This window comes from Halorubrum sp. SP9, from assembly GCF_005435015.1.
Taxonomy (GTDB): domain Archaea; phylum Halobacteriota; class Halobacteria; order Halobacteriales; family Haloferacaceae; genus Halorubrum; species Halorubrum sodomense.
In genome coordinates this window covers 28,023-49,023 of record NZ_SGXU01000018.1, presented here as the reverse complement: position 1 = coordinate 49,023, position 21,001 = coordinate 28,023, and the positions used below count along the sequence as shown (strand labels likewise).

Sequence of the window (21,001 nt, the reverse complement as noted above, 5' to 3'; positions counted from 1 at the left end):
GGGGTACTTGTCCGTCCCACCCGTGGGTCGACGCATGAGGTTCCCGACGAAACGGACCGTCCTACTCATCGCAGCGGCCCTCGTGCTGTCGGCGTTCGCGGCGACGATCGTCCAGCAGGCGCTCGCGGTGTGACCGGGGCAATGGGGAACGACGGGTCGCCGGAGCCCCTCCCCGGACGCCCGTCGGACCGTCGCGTCCGGAATCCGCCCGAACGCGTGACACGTTCACGTCCACCGATACCGTCGCCGGGGAAACGTTAACCGCCTCGCGTCGCCTACCTCGCCCATGGACCTGTCGGGGCTGCGCCGACACACGCCGCGGTCGCTCGCCGGGCGGCGAGAGGCGGCGGTGCTGGCGCCCGTCATCGAGCGCGGCGGCGACGCCCACCTGCTGTTCACCAAGCGCGCCGCGCACCTCGGCGAACACCCCGGCCAGATGAGCTTCCCCGGCGGCGGCCGAGAGCCGATCGATCGGACGCTGACGGACACCGCGCTCCGCGAAGCCGACGAGGAGGTCGGAATGCGGGCGAACGAGGTGGACGTGATCGGCCGTCTCGACGACACGCGCACGTCGAGCAAGTACTCGGTCCGGCCGTTCGTCGGCGTCGCGTCCGACCGCGAGTACGTCCCCGACGAGTCGGAGGTCGCGGAGGTGGCGGTGCTTCCCGTCGACGCCCTCACCAACCCCGACAACTACGAGTCGGAGCGGCGGGTCGGCCACCCTGAGTACGGCGATCACCGCGTCCACTACTTCCACGTCGACGGCTACACCGTCTGGGGCGTGACGGGGCGGATGGTCGTCCAACTGCTGGAGCGAACCACCGACTGGCGTGCCCCCGAGGAGCCGGACCGCGTCATCGGGGCAGACGCGGAACTGCCGATTTGAGGGTCGTTAGCTCCGGATGGGTACTTTTACCACACGGGAGCAAAATCCATCGGCATGGTCGACCTCGTCGAAAGCCTCCGCGCCGTCGACGGCGCGGAGGCCCGGGTGATAGCCCACCTCGGGTCCCTCGATTTCACCGTCGAGTACGTCCGGGACGACCTCGAGTCGCGGTACTCCGACCGGGACCTGGAGTCCGCGTACCGGCTGATCATGGCGAACCAGGTCACCGGCGACGAGTTCAAGCAGCTCATAGACGAGTCGTTCGAGGCCCAGACGCTCTTCTTCGAGAACGTCGTCGTGTTCGTGTTGCCCTCGGCCCGCTACGAGGCTATCTTCGCCTCGTTCGACTGGACCGAGCCGTTTCCCGTCCTCGACCTCATCGACGCCGCCGACCGGTCCTGACCGCGCGGCCCGCGGCTCCCGGACGGCCGTTCACTCGGCGGGCTCGACCGCCAGTCGGAGCGTCAGCTCGGCCTCGTCGGCCAGCGCGGCCACGAGGTCGCGGTCGAGATCGGCCGCGGCCGCGTCCCCGTCGACGAGGACCGTCCGCTCGTCGTCGGTGTACTCGCTCGTGCGCCCCACCATCGAGCGGTCGTCGAGCAGGGCGAGGTCGGGGTGGCCGCGCCCGGTGACCGTTTCCGCGTACGTCTCGTCGCCCGCGTCGACGACGAGCGTCGCCTCGATCGTCGCGTCCGCGTCCCGGCACGCCTCCCGGAACGCGGCGGAGAAGTCCCGCGGGGTTCGGTCGGCCTCCACGCCGACGATACAGTCGCCGGCGGGCGTGAGCCAGTCGTCGGTCGTGAGTTCGAACGTGCTCGCGTGCTCGGCGGTCACGTTCTCGTGGCCGACCGCGCGGATCACCTCCACGAGGGGGTCGTCGGCGTCGTCGCTCATTACCGTAAAATCCGGCGCGCGCGACAAGTGGCCGTCGCTTCGGCGGCGCGGACCGGTGCCGGAGCCGTCGGCTCCCACCGCCTCAGACGTCGGCGCCCTCGGCGAGCGCGGGGACGAGGCGGGCGGGGTTCTTCGCCAGCACCCGGGCCATCAGGTCCTCGGAGACGTCGAGGGTGAGCACCTCCATCACGCCGACGTTGGGGTGGACGTCGGGCGCGCCGGAGCCGAAGAGGACGCGGTCGGGGTGTTCCAACACGCCGCGTTCCAGCACCTCGCGGTACCGGACCGCGCTCGTGTCGACGTACAGTCGGTCGTGTTCGTCCAGTAGGTCCAGCGTCCGATTCATCAGCTCGGCGTCCAGCGGGTACCCGCCGAAGCTCCCGAGGACGACCGGGAGGTCGTAGCCGAGCAGCTCCGTCTCGACCGCCTCGGGCGGGAACTCCCGCCCCGCGTGGACGAAGAGGGGGAGGTCGGCGTCCTCCAGCCGCCGGAGCACGTCCTCGTCCGGGAGCCCGTCGACGTGGGGCGCCAGCGTGAAGCCGTGGAAGCGGTCGTCGTAGGAGTACTGCTCGACGTCGTCCGGTCGGGTGTGGTGGTCGTCGCGCTCGGCGCGGAGGTTCCGGACGGCCGACACCGGGCCGGTACCCGGGTCGCGGGGACCGTTGAGGCGGGCGAACGCGACGAACGGGCGGTCGATCGCCAGCCGGGCGACGGCGTTGTTCGCGCGGAGGTAGCTCCGTCCGGCGGCGCGCTGGCCGGGGCTCGCCACGGCGCGGACGATCCCCGCCTGGAGCATCTCGCGTTCCAGTCGCTCCGGGGAGATGTCCCGCCCGTGGGTGGCGACCGACGACTCGTCGGGGTCGAGAGTCGCGCGGGTGTCGACGATCCGGAAGTCGTGTTCGAGCCCGAGCATGGCGGCTCTCTACCGTCCCGTCTCGGGCGACCCGCATGTGCCTGTCGGTCGCACGGCGGGTCGCCCCGCCCTCCCGGCTGCGAGCGCGACTCGACACCCCTCTCGGATGTGACGACGGCCCACGGCGCACGAAAACTGAAGGTCGTCTGCCGTCGTGGGGCGATATGGAACTCGTCGAAGCGACCGAGAACGACCTCGGCGCCCTCGTCGACCGATGGTTCGGCCTCGCGACGGCGATGGAGCCGTACTCGGAGCTGAACGAGATCGTCTACGAGGACGCGACGGACGTTCCGGACGACGGCTTTCGCGCGCACCTCGAAGACCCGTCGATAACCGACTACCTCGTCGTCGTCGACGGCGAGACCGTCGGGTTCGTCACCCTCGAAACCGGCAGTCGTCCCTCCCGAAAGCGGTCCAGATACCTCAGCATCGTGAACGTCGAAATCGACGCGGAACACCGAAACCGTGGGTACGGCACGGCGGTCGTGGAACGGGTGGAGGCGATGGCTCGCGACGAGGACCGCGACTACCTCACGGTCTCGTGCGAGTGGCACAACGACGGCGCGCGACGGTTCTACCGCGACGCGGGGTTCGAGCCCAAACAGGTGACGTACGCGCGGCCCCTGGAGTGAGTCGAGGGAGCGCGTCGACGACGGTCGCCGCTCCGGTCTCCGATCACGGCCCCGCGGTCGAGACGATCTTGATCACGTCGCCCTCGGTCAGCTCGTGGTCCTCGCCGATCCGGCGCGAGGCGCGCGCGTCGACCGCGTGGAGGTACCCCTCGCCGATGTCGGAGTGGACCGCGTACGCGAGGTCGGGCGGGGTCGACCCCGCGGGCAGGAGGAAGGCGTCCGGGAGCACGTTTCCCGTCCCGTCCGTCCACTTGCCGGCGTCCTGGACCGGGTAGGCCGTGATCCGGTCGAGCAGGTCGTAGACGGCCGCGTTCAGCGCCGTCTGAACCCCCGTCCCGCCGTGTTCGTCCATCGACCCGCGGAGCGCGTCGAGGCCGGCGCGCTGGTCGTCGGAGACGTCTCCGACGATCTCGAACGACTCGTCGCCCGGGTCGTAGTCGACCACGCCCGCCTCCGCGGCCCGCCGCAGGGCCAGTTCGCCGTCGGCGGTCGCGGGGATCACGGGCTTGTCGGTCCCCTCGCGGATCCGGTCGACCGCACCCGCCGGCGCCGCGTCGACCTTGTTCGCGACGACGACGATCGGCTTGGTGCGGCGGCGGACCGCCCGCGCGAGGGCCTCGCGGTCGTCGTCGGTCCAGGCCTTCGGGTCGTCGGGGTACTCCAGCCCGCGGAGGACGGCGGCCACGTCGCCCTCGGTCGCGCCGAACCCGGTGAGCATCTCCGAGAGCGCGGCCTCCAGGTCGAAGTCGGGCGCCCGGGACTTCCGCTCGACGCCCTCCCAGTTACCGTCGACGATGCCCGCGAGCCACAGGTCCATCTCCTCCTCGATGAAGTCCACGTCGTCGAGCGGATCGTGGCTCCCCACCTCGACGGGGTCGCCCTCGGCGTTCGTGGCGCCCGAGGCGTCGACGACGTTCAACACCGCGTCCGCGTTCGTCAGCTCGTCGAGGAACTGGTTGCCGAGCCCCTTTCCCTCGTGCGCGCCCGGCACGAGCCCGGCGACGTCGAGCAGTTCGATCGGGACGTAGCGCGTCCCGTCGCGGCAGTTCTCGTTGCCACAGCGTTCGTCGCGGTCGAGACACGGACACTCGGTGCGGACGTGGGTCACCCCGCGGTTGGCGTCGATGGTCGTGAACGGGTAGTTCGCGACGTCGACGTCGGCCATCGTAGCGGCGGTATAAAATGTGGACTTGCCGGCGTTCGGCTTGCCCGCGAGCGCGACCGTGAGCATACCCGACGGTCGCGGCCCCGCGAAAAGCGCCTTTCGGTCGAACGGAGCGACGTGAGCGAGACTCGAGGACAAGACGACAACCGATCGAGACCCCGTGGCGGCGCGTGCCGGTGAGCGCCCGACCGGCGCGTGCCGGTGAGCGCCCGACCGGCGCGTGCCGGTGAGTGCCCGTCCGGCGCGTGCCGGCGAGAGCTCGAAGACTCTCGCTGGAGTCGCGAGCGGTGCGAGGTGCGAGCGAAGCGAGCACCCCGATCGCGAGCGGTGAAACCGCGGGCAGCGAGCGACGGGGCCTCGGAGGTGTGAGGTCGCGGTGCCGTGCCGGGCGGGACTCGAAGGGGCAGTGGCGAGGACTCGCCACAGGGGATCCGGTGGTGTTCGCCACAGGGCGCTTAATGGCGATAGACGCCCGGCGGCATCTTCGCTCTCGGTTCCGGCCGCGCGTGATTAATACGTCTGCGCCGCCAACGAGTGAGCATGACGGACACCGAGACCGCGACGGTCGGCGGCGGCTGCTTCTGGTGCGTCGAGGCGGCGTTCAAGGAACTCGACGGCGTCGAGCGCGTCACCTCCGGCTACGCCGGCGGCCACGCCGACGACCCGGGCTACCGCGAGGTGTGTACCGGCAACACCGGCCACGCGGAGGTGGTTCAGGTCGAGTACGACGCCGACGCCCTGTCGTACGAGGAGATCCTCGAGGTGTTCTTCACCGTCCACGACCCGACGCAGTTGAACCGGCAGGGGCCGGACGTTGGCAGCCAGTACCGGTCGATCGTGCTCTACCACGACGACGAGCAGCGTCGGCTCGCCGAGGAGTACGTCGCGGCGCTCGACGAGGAGGGCGGCTACGACGACGAGGTCGTCACCGAGGTCGAGCCGCTGGAGACGTTCTACCGGGCCGAGGAGAAACACCAGGACTACTTCGAGAAGAACCCGGCCGACGCCTACTGTACGATGCACGCGCAGCCGAAGGTGGAGAAGGTCCGCGAGCGCTTCCGCGAGAAGGTGAAGGCGTAAGGATCGATACGGACCACCGCCGAAGCCTCATTCGTTTGTTTATAGCAGTTGAACGCAGATCGACGGGGAACACCGCCAAAGCCCCAGTCGTGAGGGCGTCGCACGCTCGCTGCGCGCTTCGGTCGTTCGCTTCGCTCACTCCCTCCAGTGCTTACGTCGCCTGCGACGCCCGCACGACTGCCCCTTCGATTCCCACCCGCACAGCACGGCAACGCACCTCTCACCTCCCCAGCCTCGTCGGCCTCCCTCCGCTTCGCTTCGGTCGGCCGACTCCCTCGCGCGCGCTCCTCGCGGCCGCCTTTGGCGGCCACTCGGAGGCACACGCCACCGCGAATGCCTATTTAAACCCCTCTCGGAACCCCACGACCCCGCCACCCGTCCCACAACACCCTCCCGCCGCAACCTATTCCCTGCCGCCGATCGAATCCCCTCGCGATGAAGATCGGCCTCATCTCGGACGTTCACGCGAACCTCCCCGCGCTGGAGACGGTGCTCGACGACATGCCCGCGGTCGACCGGATCTACTGCGCTGGCGACGTGGTCGGTTACAACCCGTGGCCGGCCGAGTGCGTCGAACGCGTGCGCGAGGTCGCGGCCGCGACGGTCCGGGGGAACCACGACCGCACCGTCGAGACCCCGGAGCGCTACGGCGCCAACCGGATGGCCGAGGCGGGCCTCGAACACGCGAAGGCGTCCCTCTCGGACGACCAGCGCGAGTGGATCGGCGACCTCCCGCGAGCGGAGACGTTCGCGGGCGACCGGTACCTGCTCGTCCACTCGCACCCCGCCGCCGAGCGCGAGGACGCCTACGTCTACCCGGAGGAGTTCCCGACCCTCGACCGCCACATGGGCGAGTACGCCGGCATCGTCCTCGGCCACACCCACGTTCAGGGGTGCCGCGAGGTGGCCGGCGGCTTCGTGTGTAACCCCGGCAGCGTCGGCCAGCCGCGCGACGGCGACCCCCGGGCCGGGTACGCGGTCCTCGACACGACGGCCGAGGGAGTCGACGCGGTCGAGACGCACCGCGTGGAGTACGACGTCGACCGCGTCGCCGAGGCGGTCCGCGAGGCCGATCTCCCGGAAACGACCGCGGAGCGGCTCTACGAGGGGAAGTGAGTCACTCGGCGTTCGCGGCGTCGCGGTCGTCGGCCCCGGGCTCGATCCCTAACTGCTCGTAGCAGAACGCCCACGAGTCCGTCTGCTCGTCGACGACCATCGAGGCGGGCTTGCCGACGCCGTGGCCGGTGGCCGACTTCGTCCGCAACAGGAACGGGCCGCCCGCGGCCTCGTTCTGGAGCCGCGCGGTCATCTTCCGGGCGTGCGAGGGGTGGACGCGCGTGTCGCTCGCGGCCGTGGTGAAGTAGACGGGCGGATGGGTCGCGTCGGGGTCGACGTTGTGGTACGGGGAGTACGCCCGGAGGTACTCGAACGCCGCCGGGTCCTCCGGGTGGCCGTACTCCGTCGTCCACGACTCGCCGAGCAGGAAGCGGTGGAACCGGAGCATGTCCAGCAGCGGGACCGCGCACTGCGCGGCCGCCCACAGGTCCGGGCGCTGGGTGACGACCGCGCCGACCGAGAGCCCGCCGTTCGACCCGCCGGCGACCGCCAGGTGGTCCGTGTCGGTCAGTTCGGACTCGCAGAGACCCTCCCCGGCCGCGACGAAGTCGTCGAAGGTGTGCTGTTTTTCGGCCAGCATGCCGGCCTCGTGCCACGGCTCGCCGTACTCGTACCCGCCGCGGGCGCACACCGCCGCGAACGCGCCGCCGTCCGCGAGGAACGGCAGCCGGAACCGGCCGAACGAGGGCGTGACGCTGTTCCGGAACCCGCCGTAGCCGTACAGGAGCGTCGGGCGCGGGCCGTCGACGGCGACGTCCTCGCGGTAACAGACGAAGACCGGGACCTCGGCGCCGTCCGTCGAGTCCACGAACCGCTGTTCGACGACGAGGTCGTCGGGGACGGAGAGGTCGACCGAATCGATCGCGGTCGGCCCGGCTTCGGTGTCTTCACCGCCGTCGTCGAGGTCGAGCCCGCGGACCGCCGGGGGCCGGTCGAAGCCGGTGAGCCCGAAGAACGCCTCCGGCGCGTCGCGTGCCCCGGAGACCCACGTGACGGAGCAGTACGACGGCAGCGACACGTCGCGACGGTGCGTCCCGTCGCGGTCGTGGACGGAGAGCCGCGAGTGCGCGTCGCGCTGCCGGTGGACGAGGAGGCGCTCGGGGGTCGGCACGACCGACTGGATGATCCCCTCGCCGCCGGGGAGGACCTCCCGGCACTCCTCGAACGAGAGGTCGCCCTCGCGGAAGCGGTCGACGGAGCAGGCGAGCAGCCGGCGCCGCGGCGCGCCGTGGTCGGTCGAGACGAACGCCGTTCCCCCGTGGAACTGGACCGACGTCTCGGCGTCGGTGTCGGTCAGGACCGGTCTGAGCTCCCCGTCGACGTGGACGTACCACTCGGTGCCGCCGACCATCTCGGAGAAGGCGACCGCGAGCAGCCCCGAGTCGGGGTCGACCGTGACCCGCGGCCAGACGTGCTGATCGTCGTGTTCGAGCAGGACCGTCTCCGCCTCGGGACCGTCCGCGAGCCGGAAACGCCGGATCTCCTTGTCCATCTGCGCGCCGTCGGCCGCGCCACCGGTGGCGACGTAGACGAACCCCTCGCCGTCGGCCGCCCACGCGAGGCTCCCCGCGTCGACGCGGCCGCGCTCGGGGAGGACGGCGACCTCCTCGACGCCCGGGCCGTAGCCGTCGTCCCCCGCGGCCTCGGGGTCGTCGGCGTCGGCGGTCGACCCCGCTTCGCTCGGGTCGGGCACCGAGAGGACGCGCACGTCGTAGTTCTCGTCGCCGCCCTCGGTGACGCCGACGGCGACGCGCTCGCCGTCGTGGGACGGGACGTACCACGCCATCGAGCGCGGCTCGCGGTCGTCGTCGCGGTTCGCCGGCCACGCGTTCGGGTCGACGAGGAGCCGGTCCGCGCCGTCGGGCGCGTCGCGGACCACGAGGCGGGCGTGGTCGTCCCCCGGTTCGCGGACCGTCGCGAAGTACCGCCCCTCGCGAACGGTTATCGGGCCGTAGTCGGCCACCTCGACGAGGTCCTCGAAGCGCGGGCGAAGCCGGTCCCGGAGCCCGTCGTCAAGGACGGCGTCGACGTGGGCGTTCTGCGCGTCGACCCAGTCGTCGACCGCCGCGCCGTCGCCTTCGAGCCACCGGTACGGGTCGTCGACGTCGACTCCGTGAAGCGTCTCCGTGACGACCTCTCGCTTCGTCTCCGGCGGAGAGCGGGCCGGAACGGATTCGCGTGACATACGGACCGGTGTCGCCGGCGACGCAAAACCGCTGGGGTCGCGGCGGCCGAGACCGCTGATCCGCCGGTCTCGCGGGCGACGAGGCGGCGGTTACGGTCGAGGGCCGACCGGGAGCCTCACGCCCACAGGCCCGCGACGAACAGCAGGTTCCGCGCGGCGACCGCGAGCGAGAGGGCGCCGACGCCCGCGCACATCAAGGTCGCGACGAACCGCCGCGTGCCGCCGGCGACCGCGACCGGAACGCCGATGACGGCCATCCCGACGACCTTCGTGAGGAGCATCCCGCCGAAGAGCCCGAACCGGGCGATGAACAGGCGACCGACCGGCGAGCCCTCGACGTACTCGCTGCCGGAGAGCGCGACGTACGTCGTTCCGATGTCCGCGGCGGCCCCGGCGATCAGGAGACCGACGGCGAGGGCGAGACGAGAGGGCACTGGCCGACCGAACGCGGTGCGAAGGCATAAACTTCGGGGCACGCGGTCGGGTCGTGACCACGCCGACGCCGAGAGCCCGTGACGCGCTGCGACCCGAACGACCGTGGCTGGTCGCGGTCCGCGCACAGCACGGGGCGATTTAAACCGCCGCATCACGTACGATCGGTAATGAGTTCGTCCGACGACGAGTACGAGATTGCGGTGGTCGGCGGCGGGCCGGCCGGGCTGACGACCGCGCTGTACGGGGCCCGACTGGGCCACGAGACGGTGCTGATCGACCGCGGCGGCGGCCGCGCGGCGATGATGGCCGACACCCACAACGTGATCGGCGTCACGGAGGACGTGTCCGGCAACGAGCTGCTCGCGACCGGCCGCGAGCAGGTGGAGTCGTACGGCGGCACCTTCGTTCAGGACTTCGTCACGGACGCCGTCGAGACCGACGACGGCCGCTTCCGGCTGACGACGAGCGACGACGAGATCCTCGCGGACCGCGTCGTGCTCGCCACCGGGTTCTCCGACGAGCGCCCCGACCCGCCGCTGCCGCGGAACGCGAAGGGGCTCCACTGGTGTCTCCACTGCGACGCCTACATGTTCGTCGACGAGCCGGTGTACGTGATGGGGCACGGCGAGGCCGCCGCCCACGTCGCGATGATCATGCTGAACATGACCGACGACGTGGACCTCCTGACCCGCGGCGCGGAGCCGACGTGGAGCGACGAGACGGCCGCCCAACTGGAGGCGCACCCCGTCGAGATCGTTCACGAGGACGTCACCGGCATCGAGAACGACCCGGACTCCGGCTGGCTGGAGGCGATGGAGTTCGAGGACGGCACCCGCCGCGAGTATCGCGGCGGGTTCCCGATGTACGGCTCCGACTACAACACCTCGCTCGCGGAGGGGCTCGGCTGCGACCTCACCGACGGCGGGGAAGTCGATGTCGACGACCACGGGCGCACCAGCGAGGACGGCGTGTTCGCGGTCGGCGACGTGACGCCGGGCCACAACCAGGTGCCCGTCGCGATGGGGCAAGGCGCGAAGGCCGGCATCGCGCTCCACAAGAGCCTCCGCGACTTCCCGCGCTCGACCGAGGAGATCGCGCGCGACGGTCCCGTCGACGCCGACGAGGTGCCCGCGATCCCGCCGGACCTCATGGCGACTGCCGTCGCCCACGAGGGGCACGCCGGCGGCCCGCGGACGGAGGTGGCCGAGACGGACGACGCCGAGGCGCCGGCTGCCGACGACGACTGATTCGCGCTTCCGGCGGCCCCCGGGTCGACACGCTGACCGGGCCGGGCGTCCGACGTGAGACCGGCGCGCGGGGACGCCGAGAGGAACGCGGAGGCGACGCTCTTCCGAGCGGGCCGTAGTTACAGAAGAGAATTTCGGTAACGCGCGTTACAGAAATGTAATTCAGATTATATTTAACTTCCCGTAGTGCCTTTCATCGGTTGCGATGCAACACGGACCACTCGATCCGCCGATCGGCGACCATCAGGGGCCAAGCGGCCCGCGAACGCTATCCGGACTCGCCGCGTTCACCCTCCTCGCGGCGTTCGTCGTCGGGACCCTGCTCGTCCCGGCGGTCGGCATCGCAGCCGTCGTCGCGGCGGCGGCCGTCGGCGTCGGTCGCGAGGCGTACCGACGCCGCGAAGCCGGTCGGCAGCCCCCCGCTGACGCGTCGCCTTCCGAACCGCGGCCGCGCCCGGACTGAGCCGACGGATCGGCTCCGAGCGCACCGACGCCGCGGTTCGCCGCCACCGACTCGCAAATACCGACACCCTCCGACCGGCCCGCCTCGGCGGCCCGCGAGCGCCGTCGACACGCCCGGCGGTTCGGCGGTCGCGCGTCGCGCTGAGGGCCGGCCGAAACACTAAGTCGGACCTCTCGGATGGTGTCGGTGTGACGAGCGACGGCTTCCTCACCGATTCCGGGGTTGAACTGGAGCGGGCGTTCGGGCTCGTCGCCAGCGACACCCGAATCGAGATCCTCCGAGCGCTGTGGGACGTTCGCGTCTCCGACGGGGAAGGCGCCTCGTTCTCGGAGCTCCGCGAGCGGGTGGGGGTCAGCGACGGCGGCCGGTTCAACTACCACCTCGGGAAGCTCGTCCCGGAGTTCGTCCGCAAGCGCGAGGAGCGCTACAGCCTGACCCACACCGGGGCGAAGCTGATCGGCGACGCCGTCTCGGGGGCCTACACGGAGACGGACGGACCGAGCGTCCGACAGGCGGCCGTCGGCGACTGCCACATCTCGGACTGCGACGGGAGCACGACCGTCGAGTACCGCGACGGCGAACTGCGGTTCGGCTGCGACACCTGCGACCGACGGCCGGACGCCGTCCCGGTGCCGCCGATCGTCGTCGAGTCGAACGACGCGGACGACGTCCCCGTGGTCGGGAGCCGCTTCTCGATGCTGACCGTCGAGCGGACCAACCGAGGGTTCTGTCACCTGTGCGACGGTCCGATCGAGCAGACGGTCGCCCGGTTCCACCCCGACTTCGAACCCGACCTCGACGGTTCGGTCGACGTCATCCACGAGTGCCGAGCCTGCGGGGAGTGGCGGCGGAGCGGCGCCAGGGGGACGCTCATCGGCCACCCCGCGACGGTGTCGCTGTTGTACGACGCCGGGATCGACTACCGGGCGGTCCCGCACTGGGAACAGACGTGGCTCAACGAGGCGACCGAGCGGGTGGTCGACGAGGATCCGGTCCGCGTCGCGGTGACGGCACCAATCGGCGGCACCGAACACCGGTTCACGCTCGACGGGTCGCTCGACGTGGTCGACTGGGAGTGAGCCTGTTGACGTTCGCTTCGCTCGCTCTCTGATTCGAATCCCTCGGCGCATCCTCCCGCACCGACTCACTCGTCGCTGTCGCTCCTCGTTCGTTATGTGCGGGAGGATGCGCCGGCCGGGATTTGAACCCGGGCCATGAGCTTGGAAGGCCGCGCTCGACCACAACGCTCGCGCGAAACTTCCACTCCGTCTTGCGCTTTTCAGGCGTCTCTACTGTCTCTAAATGGGTTACCAGTATATAAAACCCGCACCATGAGCGCTTAGGCGACTGGCTCAGGATGTGTCAATAACGGTCAAAAATTGGTTTGATTGACTGAGAATCTATTGTTCCCAAGTGACTCAAATACCGTATTCGTCAATAAGCCGATTCGCCGCTCCCTCCTCCGTTTTATAATATCGCTTCTCCCCGTTAGCAAGTTCGATTGCGAAAGAGTATGTGTCACTATCAGGCTCGTACCACTTGTCTGAATGGACCTCTAATGGATCGTCCATCTTGGCCTCCTCTCCGGATTCTATATATTCAGTTTCATCATCCATATTGAACTTAATTTTCCCATCGACAAACTCAATATAACCTTTGTCATATAGTGCCCCGACAATAGATCCCGTTGTTGCGGCGGCGGCTCCCGCCACAGGACCAGCAATAGCTAATGCGACTGTAACTCCACCAACAGTCAATCCGAAGGTAGCTGGTCCGCGCTCTTTAGCACGTGATTTTACCGTATTAACGAGACTGTTAATGTCATAGGTCTCCCCGTGAACGTGAAGTTTTTTAGAATCTTCGTCAAACCATACACCATCTGGTAATTTCTCATTTAGCTGTTCAACCGACGTGTAAGCCTCATCAACTACCGCGTCCGGTTCCTCTTCACTCATACAATCTTGTGTAACCTTCTGATACTAAATTGTATCCACAATTGTATTGATCAGCAGATTCCTTCTGTTCACACCACAGGAGATATGACCCCCTGAGCATACTACTCCTCTATGTCGCTGTCACTCCCCGACCTCGATTCTCACCTCTTCAAATGTGCCGACATAATCAGAGACGCCGTCGATCCGACCGACTACAAAGAGTTCATTCTCCCGCTCGTCTACTACAAGGCGATCTCCGACGAGTACGAAAAGCAATACGAAAAGAATGTTGAGAAGTACGGTGACGAGGACCTCGCCCGACGCCCGAAGCTCTACGACGTTCCCGTTGTTCCCGAAGGCTACCTGTGGGACAACCTCCGAAGCGTTAGCGACAACGTTGACCAAGCTCTAAACGAGGCCTTCGACGCCGTCACCGACGCGAACCCCGAGCTACAAGGCGTCTTCCGGGCCGACTACATCGACGCCGACGCCCTTGACGACGATCGCCTCGGGAAGCTGGTTGAACATCTCTCCACACACGATCTTGACCGGGACAGTATCCCTCCGGATATGCTCGGAGAGGCGTACATGGACCTCGTTCGTCAGTTCGCTGAAGAAGAAGGGAAATCGGGCGGTCAGTTCTTCACGCCCCCACACATCGTCAACCTCTGTGTACGGCTCGTAGACGACTTTGAGGACGGTCAAACATTCCACGACCCAACGGTCGGATCCGGGGGAATGCTCATTGAGGCGGCCCGCTACTACCGTGAGGAGCAAGGTGGGGACCCTGAGAAGTTCCGGTTCTCCGGACAAGAGATTAACCCGGACATTGCCGCGATCGCGAAAATGAACCTCTCCATTCACGGGTTGAACGGAACGATCGAACGGGAAGACTCTCTTTCGAAGCCAGCGTTCACCAACGAAGACAAAAATGAACTCACTCGGTTCGATCGGGTTCTCGCCAACTTCCCCTTCTCGGCTGATTGGGCGAAAGACGAGCTACAGGACGACCCCTACAATCGGTTTGACTGGCACGAAAAGCTCCCCCGTGCGGATCGTGGTGACTACGCTTTCATTCAGCACATCGCGAAACAACTGAAGAACCCTGAGAAGGATGGGAATGGAGGGAAGGCGGCTATTGTTATTCCTCACGGCGTTCTGTTCCGGAAACACGAGAGTCGGTATCGGAAGCCGATGTTGGAGAACGACATGGTGGAGGCGATCGTTGGTCTTCCCGAGAATCTATTCCAGAACAATTCGATCCCATCAGCCGTTCTCGTGTTGAATGCTGACAAGCCAGAGGAACGGGAGAACGAGGTTCAGTTCATCCACGCCGCCGACGAAGACTTCTATCGTGATGAATCGAATCAGAATGTTCTCACAGAGGATGGACTTGATCACATCGTTGAGAACTTTCGTGGGTGGACAACCGAAGAACGGGTGAGTCGAACTGTCTCGTTGGATGAGATTCGGGAGAACGACTACAATCTCAATGTCGCTCTGTACGTAGACACGACTGAGCCTGAAGAGGACATAGATGTTAAAGAGGAACTGGCGAAGCTACGGGAACTACAGACTGAACGCAACGAGATTGAAGCAACGATGAGCGAACATATGGAGGTGTTGGACTATGAGTGAAGACCTAACTCTGGATGAGTTTCAGCAAGTAAAGCCCGGAGAGAACTCCAAATCCGAATGGCAAGAGTCAAAACTTGATTATCTTCTTTCTGATCTGCTAACTGGAAGCCGCCCGACAGGCGGAGGTTTAGATGATGGGCAATATATCAGTATTGGTGGAACTCAGATTGATTCAGAGGGATATATTGATCTTCACGACTTAGTGTACATTCCTGAAAGCTACTTTACACAGGTTCAAGAGACTCAATTACAGAAACACGACATTCTGGTCGTTAAAGATGGTGCGAACACCGGTGACGTAGCTATTGCGTGGGAATCTGACGACCGTATTGTAACGAACGAACACATATTTACACTTCGGGCAGATTCAACTATTAATTCGCCATATCTGTTCTACTTTCTATTGTCTCATCAAGGGTGGAAGCAGATTAATGGAACAATCACTGGTTCCGCACAAGAGGGAATCAATCGGGGCTTCACTGGTAAGGTTGATATCCGATATCCCTCGATCTCTGAACAACGTAAGATCGCCGCTGTACTCTACACGGTTGACCGGGCGATTGAGAAGACGGAACAGATAAGATCACAAGTAGATCGGGTTCGTGAAGGGATAGTGCTCAATCTATTCGATCAAGACGCCAGCAGTGAAAGGAACTCTGATGTTTCTAAACAAAATCAGATTGACAAGATACTGAAATCGCGGCGAGAGGTGTGGGAAAAAGCGGAAAGAGAACGTCAAAAGCGTGCCGGCAACCTTGATGGCCAGATAGATGACTCCAAGTACAGCCCCCCACTTAATTTAGCAACCCAACGGTTGCCGGAACTACCAGATGGTTGGATTTGGACCTCTTTAGACACATTTGTCGCGTATGATATTGATTATCGAGGAAAAACGCCCCCCTATTCCGAATCAGGAATACCTGTGATTTCGAGCGGAAATATCCAAGATAGCGAGATTGTATTCGATGAAGAGAGATATGTATCTCGGGAAACCTACGAAGAAAAGCTTAATCGAGGTGTCCCCAAAGCCGGTGATCTAATAATCACGACAGAGGCACCCGTTGGAAAGGTGGCATTATATCCGAAGGGAACATTCATGCCGACAAGGCGGATTATTACTTTTAGAACAGTTGGTGTTGATAATAGATTCTTACAAGCCGCGATACGTCATCCCTACGTACAAAACTATCTAACAGCACAATCTGGAGGATCTACGGTGGGTCGAATCCTGAAAGATCATCTGTTGAAGACGCCAATTCCCCTCCCACCTTTGGACGAACAAAAACAAATCGCCGAGACTCTAAGATCGTTTGATGAAAGACTGTCTAACGAAGCTGAATATAAATCACAACTCAAGCGACTCAAACAAGGTCTCCAACAAGATCTTCTCTCTGGAACAGTTCGTACCACCAACACTAACATAGAGGTGCCCGACGAAATCGCCCAACATGGTTAGCGTCCCCAACGAAGGCGGCGTCGAACGGTCCCTCCTTTCATGGCTTGACGCCGTTGGTTGGGAAGTACACGGTCAAGACGGAAGTCGTGGCGCGAACGTTCTCGACGGGAAGTATGACCGCCGGAGTAACGAGGTCATCTACTGGAATCTCCTGAAAGAGCAAATAATCGAAATCAACGACGAAATCACAGAGGACAACGCCGATCGATTCCTCAACTCACTCCGTCGCGAGCTTGACTACGAGAACCTACTGGAAGGCAATCAGAACTTCCATGAACTGCTTACTAAAGGCAAGACATTTGGAATCGAGAACGCCCGCGGCGGCAACGACACAGTTTATGTTGATTTGATCGACTTCGATCCGGACGACTTCTTAGAATCAAATCGGTTCCACGCAGTCAATCAGTTCTCTGTCTCCCGAGGAGCAACGATTCGCCCGGACGTGACTCTTTTCGTCAACGGGATCCCCCTTGTCACGATGGAATTGAAGAGCGTCGCTCAAGACAACGACTACTACGACGCAATCAGCGATCTTCACCAGTACGAGGAGGACGTTCCCCGGCTGTTCATCCCCGGACTGTTCAACGTCGCCGCCGACACCATGGAGTTCCGATACGGCTCTGTGGGTGCCCCTGACGAATTCTACGAGCTGTGGAACGAGGCCCCCGAACAATACGCCGACGAGGACAATCCGATGAAACAGGCCGTCCAAGCCCTGTGTAATCCAGCGACCCTCGTGGACGTTCTCAAGAACTTCGTATTCTTCGAGAAACGGCCCGGCGGCGACGCCAAGATCATTCCGAGATACACCCAATACTACGCCGTCAACAGAATCCTCGACAGGGTCCGTGAAGGTGTCCATGACCGGGGACTAATCTGGCACACACAGGGTAGCGGGAAGTCCTTCACTATGCTCTACGCGGCCGAGAACCTCCTCTCTCGGAGTGAGGTGGCCCGCAACCCGCAAGTCTTCATCATCGTCGATACGGACAAGCTCAACAGCCAAATGCGGGACCAGCTTTCGAACCTCTCGCTGGCCCAATGGACGGAAGCCAAATCCATCGATCACCTCCAAGAACTGATCGAGGAAGGGAGTAGCCAACTGGTTCTCACGACCATTCAGAAGTTCCAAGACGTGGAGCCGGACACCCAAGGGAACGATGAGGTGATCGTCATGTCCGACGAGGCCCATCGGTTCATGGAGGCCGACCTCGGAAGCCGTCTCGACGCCGCACTCCCTAACAGTTCGCACTTCGGTTTTACCGGGACCCCTGTAAGAGAAGGGGAACGCGAGAAGGACCGCAACACGTTCACCGAGTTCAGTCCCGAAGGTGAGGACTATCTCCATCGGTATTCGGTCAAACAAGGGATCGAGGACGGCCTCATTCTCCCTGTTTACTTCACCCTCCGCCACGAGATGGAGTGGAAAGTTTCCGAGGACGCCCTTGACGAGAAGTTCGAACACGAGTTCCGTGGTATGACGACCGAGGAGAAGCGAGAGTTCATCAGTAAAAACGTCACCAGCCGGACTATGGCTGAACTCGAACCTCGGGTTGATCGCGCCGTCGAAGAGATAGACGCCCATTACAGCGAGAAGGTTGCCCCCAACGGCTGGAAGGGGATGGTTGTTACTCCGAGTAGACGGTCAGCCGCGATGTACGGAGAACGCTTACAGGAACGTCGGGGAGAGGACGCCGTCGAAGTCCTCTATACATCCACCAACGACGATCCCGACCTCATTCGGAAATTCCATACGGACCCCGAGGAGCGCGACAGTATCGTTGAAAGCTTCAAGGAACCCGATGAGGATCCGAGCCTTCTCGTCGTTCACAATATGCTCCTAACGGGCTTCGACGCGCCGATCCTCAAGACGATGTATTTGGACCGGAACCTGAAAGACCACAATCTTCTCCAAGCGATCGCTCGGACAAACCGGCCAGCCGATGGGAAACAGAACGGGGAGATAGTAGACTTTCAAGGGGTCTTCAAGAACATTGACGACGCCCTCGACTACGAGGCCGAGACGAAGGCATACGCGGCCCGTGACGAGGAAGAGTTATTCGACGATCTCGTTGACCAGTTGGAGACGGTTATGGACATTTTCGACGGGATCCCGAAAGACGACTCTCAAGAGGCCACCAACGCCGCCGTCTCACGGATCAGTAAACACCCGGAACGCCGCGAATTCAAACAGGGCTTCCGCCGGCTCCAGAATCTCTACGAATCCGTTGCTCCCGATGGTCGGCTGATTGAGGAAGGGATTCAGGACCAGTACAAGTGGTTAAGCCGTATTCAGGTGGCATTTGAACGGACGACTTCGGGGAAGGAAGCTCCCGAAGACGATATGCGGGAGAAGACACGCCAGATAATCAACGAGAACGTGGACGTTGGTGAGATCCGCGACGACTTCCCAACCTACAAGCTCGGAGAGGAGTTCCTTGAAGACGCAGAAGGGCTGGATAATCCCGGCGTGAAAGCCTCCCAAATAGCCCATGCCACTCAAGATCACCTCCATCCGAGAACGGGTCAGAACCCCCACTACCAGCGTTTGAGCGAGCGGGTGACAGAGATCGTAGAACGCTGGCAAGGCGGTGAGGTGGCTGATCCGGAGGCTGTAGAGGCACTCAAATCGATTGAGGAAGAAGTCCTTGAAGTTGAGAAAGAAGCTGGTGATGACGCCGACGAACGTGCCAAATACGCTATTGAGAATCACCTAACAGAGGAGCTTGACGAGGAATTTGAACGCGAGAAGGCCGCCGACATAGCAGATTCCATCGTCGATCAGTTTGAGGACCGCGTGGATCGTGCGTATTCAGGGTGGCAAACGAACAAGGCGACCGAACAAGATATTGAGGAGCTGATCCTCGATGTGATCGCGCTTGAGTACAACCGACCCGATCTCATTGACGACCCACTCGTAGACGCGATCCGGAATTACCTCGTGAACAATTACAATGCCTGAAACGGCACCTCGGAAGGTTACACTTCAAAACGAGAACGTCGTCTATGAGGTACGCCATAGCGACGAGGCAACGCAATCACGGATTGATGTGGATTTACATGGGGTTCGGGTGGTTCTTCCAGAGGACTCCACCACGGTCCCCGAGGAGCTTCTCAAGGAGAACGCCGTGTGGGTTCTGGAAAAGAAGCAAAAGTACGACGCCTATCGTGAGCAAATCCCTGATCGGGAATTCGAGGAAGGAGAACGATTTCCATATCTCGGGGAACAGTACAAGATTGTCGTAGAACAACGGTCCTCTTCACAGGTAATCGAGAACGAATTTCGGCTGGCAAAGCACCATGTTGAGCAGACCTCTATCAAGCGGGCTGTGGAAACATTATATCGGCGGGAAGCTCGGGAACTCTTTGAGAAGCGGGCCAATCACTTCGCGGATGAGATAGGAGTCGAGTACGACAAGATCGAGGTCAGAAATCAACGGACGAAATGGGGATCATGTTCCACTACCGGAACTCTCGGATTGAATTGGAGGTTAATGATGGCCCCTCCCGAGGTAGTTGATTACATCGTGATCCACGAATTGGCCCACCTCCAAGAGCAAAATCACACAAACGAGTTTTGGTCTTTAGTTGCTGAATACGACTCTGAATACGAGGAACACGCTCATTGGTTGGACGCCAATAGCACACAGTTGGTGTTCTCTGAAAGCGATCTATAGGTGTATAATATGAATATCACAACTTATCTATTATTCCTATAACCCCTATATCAGATATATTAACTAAATTAAAATGGTTGGATTGACCAGTTCAGGTCCTCCGGAAATACAGACAAACAATCTACAATAAACCCCGGTCAAAGCACCAATCCCCTCAGACGACTGAGAATTGTTTCTAAGAGATTTTAACTCTGAGATGTATCAAACCACTTATAGTGAAATCAAATTGGTTAGAAGACACGTCAGAGGCCTTAGGATCGATCTTCACCAAGGGGAAGAGCCTCTATAATCGACTCGGTACACTTCTACCGTAACTACAATTAGCTCTGATCAGTGATAAAACTACTTCTCAGGCCTCAATAACCGGTTTAAGCCATTCATGAAGACAGCACAGCTACTACCGAACCTGTATCAGCACAACAGCACAGCATAACCACAGCACAGACAGCACAGCCACAGCACAACAGCACAGCTACAGCACAGCTACAGCACAGCACAGACAGCACAGCCCCTTCTCCCGAATAGATTTGCTGTACGTTACTAACTTTCCCATATGATACAGAATATGTTAACAATACTATCAACAACAATACTACTCTATAATATTACCATTACTGTTAACAGCTGTATGTATTGTCAAACAGGTACCACGGCACACAATCACACACATTATTCGGTTCAAGTTTGATGACTTCGATAGCTCATATCTCTGTAGATAGAGATAATGTGTCAGAAATTGGTAAGAAAGTGTGAAATAATTATATCGCATATTAGTTCATAAACAGGTAGTTATGACTTGAATATCTTCTAATCCACCATCTGAAGGAGGTAACCCGCTCAGAAATTTTCTCGATTTTGACGAGCTTTAGGGGGAGTCTGACCGACAAATCTGTTCGCGAAAACAACCTTCTCCGAAGCGCGCGAGAACAACTTTAGGATAGTTTCTACAAAACAGCAAATATATACAAGTACGTGTATAGAATTTTGCCAGTAGTATAATATATTTGGCAACTGATACCTCTTAGCTACGACAATTCCACGTAGACTGGATTATATTCCGGAACCAAGCCCGTTCTCGCGTACAACTTCTAACGAACCGACGATTGATTGGGTGATCACGTCTGATTATATTGTCGCACCGGATATTTGATTTCCATCTTGAATTGTCTCTGGCTGAAGACGCGGATTGAGCTACTTCATTTTATTATGTGCTGGTCTTTGTGGGTTTGATTAATAATTCACACTCAATAAATAATAACTCTATTATTAGATAACCAAGA

General features: G+C 62.1%; 18 protein-coding genes. 12 read left to right on the top strand and 6 right to left on the bottom strand.

Translation table 11 applies throughout. From position 1 onward, the window contains the following. Positions 1 to 286 precede the first annotated feature (286 nt). Positions 287 to 886: a CoA pyrophosphatase gene (locus tag EXE45_RS11350; RefSeq protein ID WP_137694410.1), complete on the top strand. Its 600-nt coding sequence runs from the start codon at positions 287 to 289 to the stop codon at positions 884 to 886. A 54-nt stretch (positions 887 to 940) separates the two neighbouring features. Beyond that, entirely contained in the window at positions 941 to 1,288 is a 348-nt protein-coding gene (locus tag EXE45_RS11345; protein WP_137694409.1) for a hypothetical protein, read from the top strand. Between the two features lie 30 nt (positions 1,289 to 1,318). Here the strand turns inward: EXE45_RS11345 and EXE45_RS11340 are convergent, their stop codons facing one another. Continuing rightward, positions 1,319 to 1,780 carry a DUF371 domain-containing protein gene (locus tag EXE45_RS11340; RefSeq protein ID WP_092921259.1) on the bottom strand — a complete coding sequence of 154 codons (462 nt, stop codon included), beginning with the start codon at positions 1,778 to 1,780 and terminating at the stop codon, positions 1,319 to 1,321. Positions 1,781 to 1,862: 82 nt separating this feature from the next. Then, positions 1,863 to 2,693: an amidohydrolase family protein gene (locus tag EXE45_RS11335; protein WP_092921260.1), complete on the bottom strand. Its 831-nt coding sequence runs from the start codon at positions 2,691 to 2,693 to the stop codon at positions 1,863 to 1,865. 164 nt (positions 2,694 to 2,857) lie between these two features. Between EXE45_RS11335 and EXE45_RS11330 the strand changes: the two genes are divergently transcribed. Then, entirely contained in the window at positions 2,858 to 3,325 is a 468-nt protein-coding gene (locus EXE45_RS11330) for a GNAT family N-acetyltransferase (RefSeq protein ID WP_092921261.1), read from the top strand. 43 nt (positions 3,326 to 3,368) lie between these two features. Here the strand turns inward: EXE45_RS11330 and EXE45_RS11325 are convergent, their stop codons facing one another. Then, positions 3,369 to 4,556, bottom strand: a complete 1,188-nt coding sequence (locus EXE45_RS11325) for a redox-regulated ATPase YchF (protein WP_092921262.1) — start codon at positions 4,554 to 4,556, stop codon at positions 3,369 to 3,371. 474 nt (positions 4,557 to 5,030) lie between these two features. On the opposite strand from EXE45_RS11325, the gene msrA reads away from it, so the two are divergent. Next, complete coding sequence (gene msrA / locus EXE45_RS11320; RefSeq protein ID WP_092921264.1) at positions 5,031 to 5,570, top strand: peptide-methionine (S)-S-oxide reductase MsrA; 540 nt, start codon at positions 5,031 to 5,033, stop codon at positions 5,568 to 5,570. Positions 5,571 to 6,005: 435 nt separating this feature from the next. Beyond that, positions 6,006 to 6,686 (top strand): metallophosphoesterase, encoded by a 681-nt coding sequence (locus EXE45_RS11315; protein ID WP_137694408.1) that lies wholly within the window; start codon positions 6,006 to 6,008, stop codon positions 6,684 to 6,686. 1 nt (position 6,687) lies between these two features. On the opposite strand, the gene EXE45_RS11310 is transcribed toward EXE45_RS11315, so the two are convergent. Together EXE45_RS11310 and EXE45_RS11305 are read right to left on the bottom strand one after the other, a co-directional pair. Further along, complete coding sequence (locus EXE45_RS11310) at positions 6,688 to 8,871, bottom strand: prolyl oligopeptidase family protein (RefSeq protein WP_137694407.1); 2,184 nt, start codon at positions 8,869 to 8,871, stop codon at positions 6,688 to 6,690. Between the two features lie 116 nt (positions 8,872 to 8,987). After that, the gene (locus EXE45_RS11305; RefSeq protein WP_137694406.1) at positions 8,988 to 9,305 is read right to left on the bottom strand and encodes a hypothetical protein; all 318 of its coding nucleotides are present in this window, start codon (positions 9,303 to 9,305) and stop codon (positions 8,988 to 8,990) included. Positions 9,306 to 9,473: 168 nt separating this feature from the next. On the opposite strand from EXE45_RS11305, the gene EXE45_RS11300 reads away from it, so the two are divergent. The 3 genes from EXE45_RS11300 to EXE45_RS11290 all read left to right on the top strand — a co-directional run bounded on the left by EXE45_RS11300 (position 9,474) and on the right by EXE45_RS11290 (position 12,095). Further along, on the top strand, positions 9,474 to 10,553 hold the full coding sequence (locus EXE45_RS11300; protein WP_092921272.1) for an NAD(P)/FAD-dependent oxidoreductase: 1,080 nt from the start codon (positions 9,474 to 9,476) through the stop codon (positions 10,551 to 10,553). A gap of 205 nt (positions 10,554 to 10,758) precedes the next feature. Continuing rightward, positions 10,759 to 11,016: a hypothetical protein gene (locus tag EXE45_RS11295; RefSeq protein WP_092921274.1), complete on the top strand. Its 258-nt coding sequence runs from the start codon at positions 10,759 to 10,761 to the stop codon at positions 11,014 to 11,016. Between the two features lie 188 nt (positions 11,017 to 11,204). Beyond that, positions 11,205 to 12,095 carry a winged helix-turn-helix domain-containing protein gene (locus EXE45_RS11290; RefSeq protein ID WP_092921276.1) on the top strand — a complete coding sequence of 297 codons (891 nt, stop codon included), beginning with the start codon at positions 11,205 to 11,207 and terminating at the stop codon, positions 12,093 to 12,095. 339 nt (positions 12,096 to 12,434) lie between these two features. On the opposite strand, the gene EXE45_RS11285 is transcribed toward EXE45_RS11290, so the two are convergent. Then, positions 12,435 to 12,971 (bottom strand): hypothetical protein, encoded by a 537-nt coding sequence (locus EXE45_RS11285; RefSeq protein ID WP_137694404.1) that lies wholly within the window; start codon positions 12,969 to 12,971, stop codon positions 12,435 to 12,437. A gap of 111 nt (positions 12,972 to 13,082) precedes the next feature. Here EXE45_RS11285 and EXE45_RS11280 point away from each other — a divergent pair, with 111 nt between their 5' ends. Genes EXE45_RS11280 through EXE45_RS11265 form a run of 4 tightly spaced genes read left to right on the top strand, consistent with a single transcriptional unit; the run spans position 13,083 to position 19,721 of the window. Continuing rightward, a complete protein-coding gene (locus EXE45_RS11280; protein WP_137694403.1) occupies positions 13,083 to 14,588 on the top strand; it encodes a class I SAM-dependent DNA methyltransferase in 1,506 nt (501 codons plus the stop codon). After that, positions 14,581 to 16,044 carry a restriction endonuclease subunit S gene (locus EXE45_RS11275; RefSeq protein WP_137694402.1) on the top strand — a complete coding sequence of 488 codons (1,464 nt, stop codon included), beginning with the start codon at positions 14,581 to 14,583 and terminating at the stop codon, positions 16,042 to 16,044. Before EXE45_RS11280 ends, EXE45_RS11275 begins: the two co-directional genes overlap by 8 nt. Next, the gene (locus EXE45_RS11270; protein WP_137694401.1) at positions 16,037 to 19,006 is read left to right on the top strand and encodes a type I restriction endonuclease subunit R; all 2,970 of its coding nucleotides are present in this window, start codon (positions 16,037 to 16,039) and stop codon (positions 19,004 to 19,006) included. Before EXE45_RS11275 ends, EXE45_RS11270 begins: the two co-directional genes overlap by 8 nt. After that, positions 18,999 to 19,721 (top strand): M48 family metallopeptidase, encoded by a 723-nt coding sequence (locus EXE45_RS11265; RefSeq protein ID WP_137694400.1) that lies wholly within the window; start codon positions 18,999 to 19,001, stop codon positions 19,719 to 19,721. Before EXE45_RS11270 ends, EXE45_RS11265 begins: the two co-directional genes overlap by 8 nt. Positions 19,722 to 21,001 lie beyond the last annotated feature (1,280 nt).

Excerpts from the sequence above, each read along its gene's own strand:
- EXE45_RS11350 (WP_137694410.1), top strand. The coding sequence starts at position 287 with ATGGACCTGTCGGGGCTGCGCCGACACACGCCGCGGTCGCTCGCCGGG.
- EXE45_RS11345 (WP_137694409.1), top strand. The coding sequence starts at position 941 with ATGGTCGACCTCGTCGAAAGCCTCCGCGCCGTCGACGGCGCGGAGGCC.
- EXE45_RS11340 (WP_092921259.1), bottom strand. The coding sequence starts at position 1,780 with ATGAGCGACGACGCCGACGACCCCCTCGTGGAGGTGATCCGCGCGGTC.
- EXE45_RS11335 (WP_092921260.1), bottom strand. The coding sequence starts at position 2,693 with ATGCTCGGGCTCGAACACGACTTCCGGATCGTCGACACCCGCGCGACT.
- EXE45_RS11330 (WP_092921261.1), top strand. The coding sequence starts at position 2,858 with ATGGAACTCGTCGAAGCGACCGAGAACGACCTCGGCGCCCTCGTCGAC.
- EXE45_RS11325 (WP_092921262.1), bottom strand. The coding sequence starts at position 4,556 with ATGCTCACGGTCGCGCTCGCGGGCAAGCCGAACGCCGGCAAGTCCACA.
- msrA (WP_092921264.1), top strand. The coding sequence starts at position 5,031 with ATGACGGACACCGAGACCGCGACGGTCGGCGGCGGCTGCTTCTGGTGC.
- EXE45_RS11315 (WP_137694408.1), top strand. The coding sequence starts at position 6,006 with ATGAAGATCGGCCTCATCTCGGACGTTCACGCGAACCTCCCCGCGCTG.
- EXE45_RS11310 (WP_137694407.1), bottom strand. The coding sequence starts at position 8,871 with ATGTCACGCGAATCCGTTCCGGCCCGCTCTCCGCCGGAGACGAAGCGA.
- EXE45_RS11300 (WP_092921272.1), top strand. The coding sequence starts at position 9,474 with ATGAGTTCGTCCGACGACGAGTACGAGATTGCGGTGGTCGGCGGCGGG.
- EXE45_RS11295 (WP_092921274.1), top strand. The coding sequence starts at position 10,759 with ATGCAACACGGACCACTCGATCCGCCGATCGGCGACCATCAGGGGCCA.
- EXE45_RS11285 (WP_137694404.1), bottom strand. The coding sequence starts at position 12,971 with ATGAGTGAAGAGGAACCGGACGCGGTAGTTGATGAGGCTTACACGTCG.
- EXE45_RS11280 (WP_137694403.1), top strand. The coding sequence starts at position 13,083 with ATGTCGCTGTCACTCCCCGACCTCGATTCTCACCTCTTCAAATGTGCC.
- EXE45_RS11275 (WP_137694402.1), top strand. The coding sequence starts at position 14,581 with ATGAGTGAAGACCTAACTCTGGATGAGTTTCAGCAAGTAAAGCCCGGA.
- EXE45_RS11270 (WP_137694401.1), top strand. The coding sequence starts at position 16,037 with ATGGTTAGCGTCCCCAACGAAGGCGGCGTCGAACGGTCCCTCCTTTCA.
- EXE45_RS11265 (WP_137694400.1), top strand. The coding sequence starts at position 18,999 with ATGCCTGAAACGGCACCTCGGAAGGTTACACTTCAAAACGAGAACGTC.